The sequence below is a fragment of the Streptomyces sp. ID05-39B genome (assembly GCF_033794725.1).
In the GTDB taxonomy this organism is placed as follows: Bacteria; Actinomycetota; Actinomycetes; order Streptomycetales; family Streptomycetaceae; genus Streptomyces; species Streptomyces bobili.
Map to the genome: position 1 here is coordinate 71,103 of NZ_JARGEF010000008.1, position 9,682 is coordinate 80,784.

Annotated in this window: 9 protein-coding genes; 4 read left to right on the forward strand and 5 right to left on the reverse strand. The window is 69.5% G+C overall.

Annotated features, from left to right (window positions below; translation table 11 throughout):
* The first annotated feature begins 18 nt into the window (after positions 1–18).
* The 4 genes from dpgD to P1P75_RS03940 all read left to right on the forward strand — a co-directional run bounded on the left by dpgD (position 19) and on the right by P1P75_RS03940 (position 2,487).
* Positions 19–822 carry an enoyl-CoA-hydratase DpgD gene (gene dpgD, locus P1P75_RS03925; RefSeq protein WP_319251844.1) on the forward strand — a complete coding sequence of 268 codons (804 nt, stop codon included), beginning with the start codon at positions 19–21 and terminating at the stop codon, positions 820–822.
* Positions 823–885: 63 nt separating this feature from the next.
* Positions 886–1,917, forward strand: a complete 1,032-nt coding sequence (locus tag P1P75_RS03930; RefSeq protein ID WP_319251846.1) for an MFS transporter — start codon at positions 886–888, stop codon at positions 1,915–1,917.
* Complete coding sequence (locus P1P75_RS03935) at positions 1,914–2,081, forward strand: hypothetical protein (RefSeq protein WP_319251848.1); 168 nt, start codon at positions 1,914–1,916, stop codon at positions 2,079–2,081. The genes P1P75_RS03930 and P1P75_RS03935 overlap by 4 nt, the downstream gene beginning before the upstream one ends.
* 157 nt (positions 2,082–2,238) lie before the next feature.
* A complete protein-coding gene (locus P1P75_RS03940) occupies positions 2,239–2,487 on the forward strand; it encodes a hypothetical protein (RefSeq protein ID WP_319251850.1) in 249 nt (82 codons plus the stop codon).
* A 60-nt stretch (positions 2,488–2,547) separates the two neighbouring features.
* Here the strand turns inward: P1P75_RS03940 and P1P75_RS03945 are convergent, their stop codons facing one another.
* From P1P75_RS03945 to P1P75_RS03965, 5 genes are read right to left on the reverse strand one after another with little or no spacing between them, the layout of a single operon-like run.
* A complete protein-coding gene (locus P1P75_RS03945) occupies positions 2,548–3,303 on the reverse strand; it encodes a hypothetical protein (RefSeq protein WP_319251852.1) in 756 nt (251 codons plus the stop codon).
* A gap of 22 nt (positions 3,304–3,325) precedes the next feature.
* Positions 3,326–3,676, reverse strand: coding sequence for a hypothetical protein (locus P1P75_RS03950; RefSeq protein WP_319251854.1), 351 nt, complete (start codon positions 3,674–3,676; stop codon positions 3,326–3,328).
* Positions 3,677–3,684: 8 nt separating this feature from the next.
* Positions 3,685–8,445 (reverse strand): putative T7SS-secreted protein, encoded by a 4,761-nt coding sequence (locus P1P75_RS03955; RefSeq protein ID WP_319251856.1) that lies wholly within the window; start codon positions 8,443–8,445, stop codon positions 3,685–3,687.
* A 2-nt stretch (positions 8,446–8,447) separates the two neighbouring features.
* A complete protein-coding gene (locus P1P75_RS03960; protein WP_319251858.1) occupies positions 8,448–9,113 on the reverse strand; it encodes a hypothetical protein in 666 nt (221 codons plus the stop codon).
* Complete coding sequence (locus tag P1P75_RS03965; protein WP_319251860.1) at positions 9,110–9,526, reverse strand: hypothetical protein; 417 nt, start codon at positions 9,524–9,526, stop codon at positions 9,110–9,112. Before P1P75_RS03965 ends, P1P75_RS03960 begins: the two co-directional genes overlap by 4 nt.
* Positions 9,527–9,682: the final 156 nt, after the last annotated feature.

Below are 9,682 nucleotides of genomic sequence, written 5' to 3' on the forward strand. Positions count from 1 at the left end.
ACGAACAGGGAATGACGGATGTCTGACGCTCCGCGATGCGTCCGCTACCACAAGCGCGGCCATGTTGCCCACATCACCCTGGACCGTCCGCAGGTGCTGAACGCCATGAATCTGCGGATGCACGCCGAACTGGCGGAGATCTGGGACGACTTCGAGTCGGACGACGACATCTGGGTGGGTGTCCTCTCCGGCGCCGGTGAACGGTCCTTCTGCGTCGGCCAGGACCTCAAGGAGTTGGTCCGCCGGATCGACGAAGGCACCGCCAACTCGACGTTCGGCAGCCGCGGTCAACCAGGCTGGCCCCGGCTGACCGAGCGGTTCTCGATGTCCAAGCCGCTGATCGCCCGCGTGAACGGGTACGCCCTGGGCGGTGGCTTCGAGCTGGCCCTGGCCTGCGACATCGTGATCGCCGCGGAGCACGCCGAGTTCGCGCTGACCGAAGCGAGACTCGGACTCGTCGCGGGGGCCGGAGGGGTGTTCCGACTCACCCGGCAGGCGCCCTTCCGTATCGCGATGGGACACCTGTTGACAGGCCGCCGCATGACCGCGGCACGCGCGTACGAACTGGGCCTGGTCAACGAGGTGGTGCCGGCCGAGGAGTTGGACGCCTGTGTGGAGGGCTGGCTGGAGGACGTACTGAGCTGCGCACCCTTGTCCCTGCGTGCCGTCAAGGAAGCCGCGACGGTCTCGGCCACCCTGCCGCTGGACCGGGCGTTCGCCACTCGGTACGTGTGGGAGGAACGGCGGACCCTCAGCCGGGACGCGGTGGAAGGCCCCCGTGCCTTCGTCGAGAAGCGCCTCCCGAAGTGGACCGGAACCTGACCGGAACCGAGCCGGGCGACGCGGTCGCCGGCGCGTCCCCGACCCGACGAAAGGTCCCCTCCCATGTCCCTCGACTCCCTGCCGGATTCCGGACGGGCCCCCTCACCGAAGCTGAGCGTCCAGGAGTTCATCGACTCGACCGCGATGGGACCGCGGCAGAAGCTCGTCGTGCTGCTGGGCCTCGTGGTGATGGTCGCCGAAGGCCTCGACATCACCATCGCGAGTTTCGTCTACCCGCACATCATGCGCGACTGGGGCACCCCGATGAGCGCGGTGACCACCACCGTGACCACCGGGGTGCTGAGCATGGCGGTCGGCGGTTCGGTGGCGGGACCGCTGGCCGACCGGTACGGGCGCAAGGGCATGGCCGCGGCCGGAATCGTGGTCTTCGGGACGGCCACGGCAGCGATGTCACTCGCCACGACCATCGAGCTCCTCGCCGTCCTGCGTGTCGTGGCGTGCGCGGGACTCGGTGCCGTGGCCCCGGTCGTCATGGCGATCGTCGCCGACTCGACGCCGGCCCCGCGCCGCGCACCGGTGGTGGCCCTCGCCTTCTCGGGCATCGCGGCGGGCACGGTCGCGGGGGGACTCCTCGCGTCGACCGTCCTGCCGGACTTCGGCTGGCCCGCGGTGCTCGCGCTCTGCGGTCTCGCCCCCCTCCTGCTCGTCCCCCTCGTCCTGGTCTATGTCCCGGAATCGGTGAGTGTCCTGCTCGCCCGCGGACGACCGGCCGAGCAGATCCGCGAGAGCCTCGCCCTGCTGGTGCCGGGCCGGGACACCTCCCACGTCGATCTGTCCCGCGCCCGGGACGACGAGCGGCGGCCGACGCGGAAGATCAGCGCGATCCTGCTGTCCCGCTCCCTCGCGCCGACCACGCTCCTCATCTGGCTCTGCTACTTCGTCCTCCTGGGGGTGGTCTTCCTCCTCCTCAACTACCTGCCGCTCATGGCAGGGCGCGCCGGACTGACGGCATCCCGCACCGCGGCCGTCGTCGGGGTGTTCGGCGCCGGAACCCTGTGCGGACAGCTCCTGGCGTCCTTCGGCCTCAGGAGGTACGACCGCTTCCGCTTCCTCGCCCTGGCATCGGATGGATGAGCGGCGTCGGCCGCATCGGCACGCTCGCCAGCGGCCTCCTCGGCGGAGTCATGATCGGCGCCGGATGGGGCATCTCGCGGATCTTCTTCATCATGTGCGTGCCCCTCGCGCTCACCAGCACGGCAGCGCTGCTCCTGCGCCACGAGGTCCGTCCGGCGGGCTGAGGCCACCGGACGGCCGGCCGGCCACGTGCGCCGCTTCGGCGGTCCGGCGGCCGTGCCCGCCGCTCGTTCCCCTTGTTCCCCTCGTTCGCCTCGGCGCCACCGGTACCGTCGCCGCGTCCTGCGACGACGCTCCGTCATCGCGGGGCGAGTCGAGGGCTTGGGCGAACAGGGTGCGCGAGGGGGCGCGGGCTGCGGGATCGGCGACCACGTCCTGGACCACGACCTGCTGCCGCCCATTGGCTCAGCGGTGGGCGGCGCGGTTCATCTCGACGACGTCGTCGGCGGTGGGATCGGCACCGAGGGCGGCGAAGCGTTCCGGGAGGCTGTCGCGGACGCGCGCGTCCTTGGTGCGATCGGCCGCGGCCAGGGCGGCGGGGAGCTCGTCGAGGGTCAGTGCGAGGGGTGATGCGCAGCGGATCGTCCGTCACCGTTGCACGCCAGCCGCCGTCGAAGGTCAGTCGCGTGGTCATCGGCGGCGAAACGCGTCCCAGGCCGCGCCTACGGCGATCCGCAGCCCGGCGTCGTCAAGATCGCCGGGTTCCGCGAGGTCGGGATCGACCGCGTAGTCCTCAAGGATCGCGAACAACCGGTCGAAGAGACCGCCGAGCGCCCCTTGGAGGCGTTCCCCGTTCGCCTGGGAAGCGCGTCGCGCCTTCCACCAGCCGTGTGCAAAGTCCTGTGCGGAGCACGTCCCGTCGGTGAACGCGTCCAGCACTGCCAGTTGTTGTGCTGCCGCGCTGGACGGGTCGACGTCGCCGGTGTCGGACCAGGCTCTGTGGCGGGGCGGGTGGGCGGCGGCCACGGACGCCAGTGACGGGTGCCGTTCCTGGAGGGCGCGTGCGTAGCGCGCGAAGTCTGCGCGGGCGGTGTCGATGCCCTCGCTGACAGCGGTGGCCATGGAGGCAGGGGCTCCCGCGATCAGGGCGTAGCCGTTCTCGGGGAAGAGGGCGGCTCCTTGCGTGTCGGGGGTGTGCAGGAGGGAGGGCGGGCGGATGCCCGTGAAGTCCGCGTCGGCGGGGAGCCGGGAGGTCGAAGCGGGGGTGTCGGCGAGGCTTGTGGCGAGGATGTGCGAGGCTCCGACGGTACGGCAGCCGGCGGTGATCCGGCGGGCCGGCGCCGTGTCGATCCGCGCGCCCACGGCCACCGGGGCCACCGGTTTCCCCCGCAGCCGGGCCGACGTGAAAGCGCCGTCCGCGTCGAGCAGCTTCTCTCGTTCGGTCATTACAACAACACCCTTGTGCCTTCTATTGGAACAGGAGGCGGTCCCGTACCGACAGGTGGGGCGTCACTTGAATCTCCAGGGTCCCCGTGCACTCGCCGGTCTGGAAATCGATGAGAATGTGCTTGGCCGACTGGCCTGAGGTGAAGGAAAGGCGTGTTGCGCTTTCGCGGAAAATATCCATCATCTCGATTCCCTGATCGTTCACCCATCGGATCCTCACCGACCTCGCCAGCGCGTCGTAGGAAAAAATGAGAGATTGTCCGGAATCACCTCGCAGGGTGAGGGTCCGTGCGCCACTCTCGTCCGAGTCGGGCCACTCGCCGACGGCCTCGTAGACCTCTTCGTCGTCGGGGGTGAGGAACTCTCGGTACACGTCCACCTTCACTTTCCGGTGTACGGCGGCCAGTGATCCAGGCTGCCGTGGATGCTGACGTTCGGGCCACTGCCGCGGAAGATGACTGTGGAGAGCCTGTGCCCGCCGTCCGGCAGGATCTCCCAGGTGCTCTCGACGCCAAGTGCGCCGTGCGGGCCGTGGAGAACAGACTCGGTCACGCCGAACTCGCCGCTTCCGCCGGGCCACTCCTTGCTGAAGGTGCGCCCGAAGGGCTGCTGGGCGGCATTTGACAGATGATCGGTGACATATTGCCGCATCTCTGGAGTGTCCGGTATGCCGATACGGTGGAGTTGCAGTTCGTTCTGGAGCGCCCTCGGGGAGTTGTGCGAGTCCTGCTTGATGTCCTTGTTGAACAGGTAGTCGAGCTTTCGGGAATCGATCTCCGCGCTTCCTCCCTTGTCTTGATAGGGAGAAAGGCCCAGCGGGTCCGTCCATGTGTGCGGGTTGTGGACATAGGTGGCCGGGTTGGGTGCGGGCGCCAGGCCCAGGGGATCCGGGGTGAGATAGCGGGCCGTGGCGGGGTCATAGTGCCGGAAGAGATTGTAGTGGAGGCCGCTTTCGGGGTCGTGGTACTGGCCGGGAAAGCGGAGGGGCGTGTAGGCGGTGCTGCTCCGGTTCCAGGCGGTGGTACCCCAGAGGGTCGACCGGGCGCGCCAGGCGATGTCCCCGTTCTCGGCGACCAGTTCGGTCGGGGTTCCGACGAGGTCCGTGACAATGGCGAAGAAGCGGCGGTCGATCTCCCGCTGACCCTCGTCGCGGGAGAGGATGCGTTCGGTCTGGGCGAGGGGAGCCGAGCCGCGATGGTCCCAGGTGAGTGCCACGATGTTCGGCAGGCCATGGGAGTCGGTCGTCTGTTCGCATAGAACCATGCCGTCCCAAGTGAAGCGGGTTTCCTCCAGGACGGTCTCACCGTCGTCCGAGAGACGCTGCTTGGCGATGCGGCGGCCCAGCGGGTCGTATCGGTACTTCCAGAGGGTGCCGTCCGGCGTGACGACGGAGGTGAGCCGGCTCTCGGCATCCCACGCGTAACGCCATGTCTGCGGCTTGTGGGAGAGGCGGGTCCGCTGCTTGAGGACCACGCGCCCGAGACGGTCGTGTTCGAAGCGGCTGTTGCCGGCACGGCTGATCGTGGTGCCGGTGTACGACCGAGGACCGGTTGCCTCGTGGTCCGGATGCGTGGAGGGCCAGGAGGCTTCGGTCTGATTGCCGGCGAGGTCGTAGGCGTAGTGTTCCGTCCAGCCGTGGGCGTTGACGGCGGTGACCCGGCCGGCGTTGTCGAGTTCGAAGGACCTGGTGCCGGACAACTCATCGGCCACGGAGGTGAGGTGACCGTCGGCACGGTAGGTGTACGAACGGCTGTTCAGGGCCTGTCCGCCGGCCGTGACGTACTGGGCGCAAACTCTGCCCACTTCGTCCCGGACGGACGACAGTGTCATCGTGTCGCCGTAGGAGCGCGACACCTCGCGGTCTGCGGCGTCATGGGTGAAGTCGACGTGATGGCCGCTCGCGGCCATCACGTCGAGGCGGCCTGCCACGTCATAGGCGTATGTGGTGACATGGCCGGTCGGGGTCACGCGTCGAGTTCGGCGGCCGAGCGCGTCGTACACGTAGGTGATGGCGCGGCCGTCGACGAGTTCCGTCTTGAGCAGGCCGCGCCTGTCGTACTGGCGGATCAGGTCTCCGTCCGGGCCGGACGCCTGCAAGAGGCGTCCCGACGCGTCGTACGCGTAGGTGGTGGTTCTGCCTCCTGCGTCCTTCCTGATCATTCGGCCGAGCTGGTCGTGCTCCAGGGTGAGGACGCCGTCAAGGGCATCGGTGCGGGACGTCAGTTGCCCTGCGGCATCGAGACGGTAGCGGAGGGTCCGTCCGTCGAAGTCGGTTTCCGACACAAGGCGGCCGGCCGCGTCGTACTCGTAACTCCATGAGAGCCCTTGGGGATTGGTCACCCTGGCCAGGCGTAGGAAGGCGTCGTGCTGGAACTCGTAGCGGGAGCCGTCTGGTTGGGTGCGGGAGGCGAGGAGGTCGAAGTGGGTGTAGTCGAAGCGGGTCACTCCCTCGACCGGGTCGGTGTGGGTGAGGCAGTTGCCCTCGCCGTCGTAGGTCCATGACTCGGTGGCGCCGTCCGGGGCGGTTCGGCGGGCGAGATTGCCGTCCGCGTCCCAGGTGAAGTGGGTGACTCCGCCGGCCGGGTCGGTGATGCGTACGACTCTGCCGAGGGCGTCGCGGTCCAGTCGGGTGACTCCGCCGACCGGGTCGGTGACCTCCGTGGGCAGGCCCGCGCCGTCGGGGACCATCCGCGTCGTGGCGCCGAGGGCGTCGGTGACGGAGGTGAGGCGGCCGTGCTGGTCGTACCCGTAGCAGGTGGTGTGTCCGGCCTGCTCCGTGACCGAGGTGCGGTTGCCGTGCTCGTCGTATGTGTATGTCGTGCGGTGCCCGTCGGGCCCGGTCACCTCCACCGGCAGGCCGAACGGGCCGCGCACGGTACGCAGCACGCTCCCGTCGGGCCGGGTGGCGGACACCACCCGGCCCGACTCGTCGTAGGTGTAGACGGTGGTGCGGCCCAACGGGTCGGTGCGGGTGAGCAGGTTGCCGTGGGTGTCGAAGGTGGAGCGGATGGTGTGGCCGAGGGGGTCGGTGGTGGCGATCACCCGGCAGTGGTCGTCGATGACGTGGCGGGTGGTGTGCCCGGCGGCGGTGGTGAGGGTGGTGGTGCGGTGGCCGGTTTCGGGGTCGGGTTCGGTGTAGGTGAGGGTGATCTGGATGTGGCCGGCTTCACCGCCTTCGGCCACGACGCGGTCGCGGTCGTCGTAGACGTAGTCGTAGCGGCTTGCGTTGGAGTCGATCCAGGCGATGACGCGGCGGCGGTCGTCGTAGACGAAGGTGGTGGTGGCGCCGGAGGGCTTGGTGACGGTGGTGAGGTTGCCGTCCTGATAGCCGTAGCTCATCAGCGGCAGATCCGTGCCGCTCCCGCCCGGCCCGGCCAGAGCGAGGGCGGAGACGAGGCCATCGGCGGTGGTGAACCTCACCTGGTGGCCCGCCGAGTGGACGAGGGCCAGCGGCAGGCCGTCCTCGCCGCGGTCGACGGTGATGGTGTGGCCGTTGCGTTCGGTGACCGTCGACAGCCAGGCCGTGCCGTCGTCGCCCGGCTCGGAGCCGGGCGGGGCGGTGAAGTGGCGGACCAGGCCGGTGCCGGGATCGGTGAGCGTGTAGTCGCCTTCGGCGTCCCGGGCCAGCAGGGTGCGGGCTCTGCCCGATTCCGGTGTGGTCGGCGCGCCGGGGACCGGGTGCGGGTACGGGATCAGGAGCCCGTCGGCGGTGACGTGGAGGACGCCGATGGCGTCGATCTTCAGGCGCTCGTCGACGGTGGACGTCCAAGCGGGCCCCAGGAAACGGCCGGCCGCGCAGCCGGACTCGGTGCGGCGGGTGAAGACCAGCGGCAGAATGCCGGGGATCTCGAGGTCGGTCTGGGGCAGGAACATCCGGCCCGAGGCGAGGTCCACCGGGTCGGTGCCGTCGGTGGTGCGCCCGCCGTCCGGCCGGTTGTGCGTCCCGTCCGGGGCGTCGTCCACCAGCTTGCGCAGCCGCGCCGCGTCAGCGGCCTCCTCGGCGACGCGGATGGCCTTCACCGCGGCGCCGCCGCCACCGGTGGCGGCGGTCAGCGCGAGGTCCGGGAGCAGGCGGCCGAAGCCCTCGGCCGGGTCCTTCATGAAGTCGCTGATCATCTGCTTGCCGGTGCCGACGGGGTCGTTGGCGGCGACGACGAGACCGGCGGCCAGGCTGTTGAGGGACGTGGCGTACTCGGCCGGGTGCGTGATGTTGTACGGGTCCAGCGGGTTGACGCTGCGGACGAAGTTGAGCAGCCCCGCCGTGCCCTTGATGATGCCGCCGCCGACGTGGTCGCCCATGATCTGCAGTTCTTGCAGCCCGTCTCCGAGCTGATCGGCGTACGACGGCTTCGCCGGGGCCATGTCGCGGGCGGCGCGGACCGCGCTACGGGCCGTCTCCGCCGCCGAGTTCCGCTGCGTGCGGGCCTCGGCGAGGATGTCCTGGGCCTCCTTCATCAGCTTCTTGCCGGGGTCGTCGAACGTGGGCGCGGGGCAGGGAGGAAGTGTGGACGGGTCGCGTTTGTCGGACGGCTGGGCGTTGTAGCGGTCGACGGCACTGTTGTAGTCGTCGACCCTCTTGCGGTGGGCGTCGGCGGCGTTCTCGGACGCCTTGACGCCCTCCTTCCACTTGTCGATCGCAGTCTGCGCCTGCCCCTGTGCCCAGGTGACGGTGCCGGCGAACGCCTCCAGCGCGCCGACGGCCTTGGTGCAGGCGTCGGCGGCGTTGTACCACTTGGGCGGCTGAGTGCTCACCGCGGTGCGCAGCGCCTCGGCCGTCTCACCCTTGAGCCGGGCCGGGTCCATGCCCTTGAGGCCGTCGCCGGTGCTGTCGAAGGCCTTCTGGAAGGCCTTCAGTCTGGTGGCGGTCGCGGTGATCTCGCTGGGGCTGCCGTAGATCAGCTTGGTCTTGTCCTCGGTCTGTCCGAGGTCCATCTCGTCGACCTCGGCGCCCATCCGGTTGGCGACCGAACGGGACTGCTCGCGCACCCAGTCCGCGCCGGACTCCCAGCCGACGTCGTCCAGCCGGTCGGCGGTCCAGTTGCCCGCGTCCTCGACCCGGTTGCCGACCCACTCGGTGCCGTCCTCGACGAAGTCCTCGACCGAGTCCGGCGTGATGTCGCTGATGAAGTCGCCGATACCCACAGTCAGTTCCCCCCGGACTCACCCTGCTGCTGTTCTTGCTGTGCCTGCTGTGCGCGTTCCTCCGGCGACGGGCCGAAGGTGTCGTCCAGCGCCTGGTCCCACTGGTCGTCGGAGATGCCCAACGCGTCGTTGAGCATCTCCGACTGCTGCCCGCCCCGGCCCTCGGTCAGGACGGTACGGCCGGTGTCCTTCCACGTCTGTTCCATCTCCTCGCCGGCCTTGTCCCACGACTCGGCACTCCAGTCCGGGTTCAGATAGTCCGGCGTGAAGATGTCGCCCCAGTCCTGCTTGGCGATGTCCTCCTCGCTGGCGTGCGGGTTCCCGCCGAACAGGGAGTTGGCGCCCACCTTGAGGGTGCCCGCGACGTACTGGTCGTGCTCCCACAGGGTGCCCGCCGCGAGACCGAGGCGGTTCGCCAGCTCGCTGGCGTCGTGCACCAGGGCGCGCACACCCCACTCCCAACGCTCGCAGAAGTCCTCGAAGTCGACCGAGAGACCGTGGTGCCCGGCCTCCATACCCGTCATCGCCAGCTCCGAGAAGCCCTTGCCCATGATCGAGCCGGTGGCGCCGCCGAGTTCACCGAGCTCGTCGATCGTCGCGCCCACGCCCTGCGTGAACTTGGCGACGGACGCCTTGTCGAGATTGATGTCCGTACCGTCACCGCTCATGACCGCGTCCCCTCTCCCGCCTCACCGGCATCGACGGCGACCGCCTCCGCAACGATGCCGGTGACCGGCGGGAAGAACATCGAACCGTCCTCCGTGGCGATGTCGACGGCCAGACCGGCCGGCTCGCCCAGCGCGGGCACGATCTCGTCCACGATGCGCGCGCCCAGCAGCGCCGCGTACTCCATCGGCTGGTCACCGGGCCCGTGATGCAGGGCGAACCGGGCCAGCGCGGCCTCGTCGGTGAACCCGCAGATCCACCGCACCCCGCCCGAACGCACCGACCACAACCCCCCGCCGGCCACCGGCACCAGCAGCACCGACCGCCGCATCTCGCCGACCAGGGCACGGGGGTCGTCGCCTCCCCATCTGCGCTCGGCGATGCGTTCGGCGAGCGCGGTACTGGGCTGCTGCACGGTTCCTCCCTGGTCACGAGTCTGGTCTTCAGCCTGGTCGTCAGTCTGTCGTGAGTGACTGATGGCACCGTAGAACAGGACGCGCGGGAGGGTGGGGGCGGTTCTGGCGAAGGTGTGTGGATGTCTCTTATACACATATAACGCACGCGACGAAGA

Excerpts from the sequence above, each read along its gene's own strand:
- dpgD (WP_319251844.1), top strand. The coding sequence starts at position 19 with ATGTCTGACGCTCCGCGATGCGTCCGCTACCACAAGCGCGGCCATGTT.
- P1P75_RS03930 (WP_319251846.1), top strand. The coding sequence starts at position 886 with ATGTCCCTCGACTCCCTGCCGGATTCCGGACGGGCCCCCTCACCGAAG.
- P1P75_RS03935 (WP_319251848.1), top strand. The coding sequence starts at position 1,914 with ATGAGCGGCGTCGGCCGCATCGGCACGCTCGCCAGCGGCCTCCTCGGC.
- P1P75_RS03945 (WP_319251852.1), bottom strand. The coding sequence starts at position 3,303 with ATGACCGAACGAGAGAAGCTGCTCGACGCGGACGGCGCTTTCACGTCG.
- P1P75_RS03960 (WP_319251858.1), bottom strand. The coding sequence starts at position 9,113 with ATGAGCGGTGACGGTACGGACATCAATCTCGACAAGGCGTCCGTCGCC.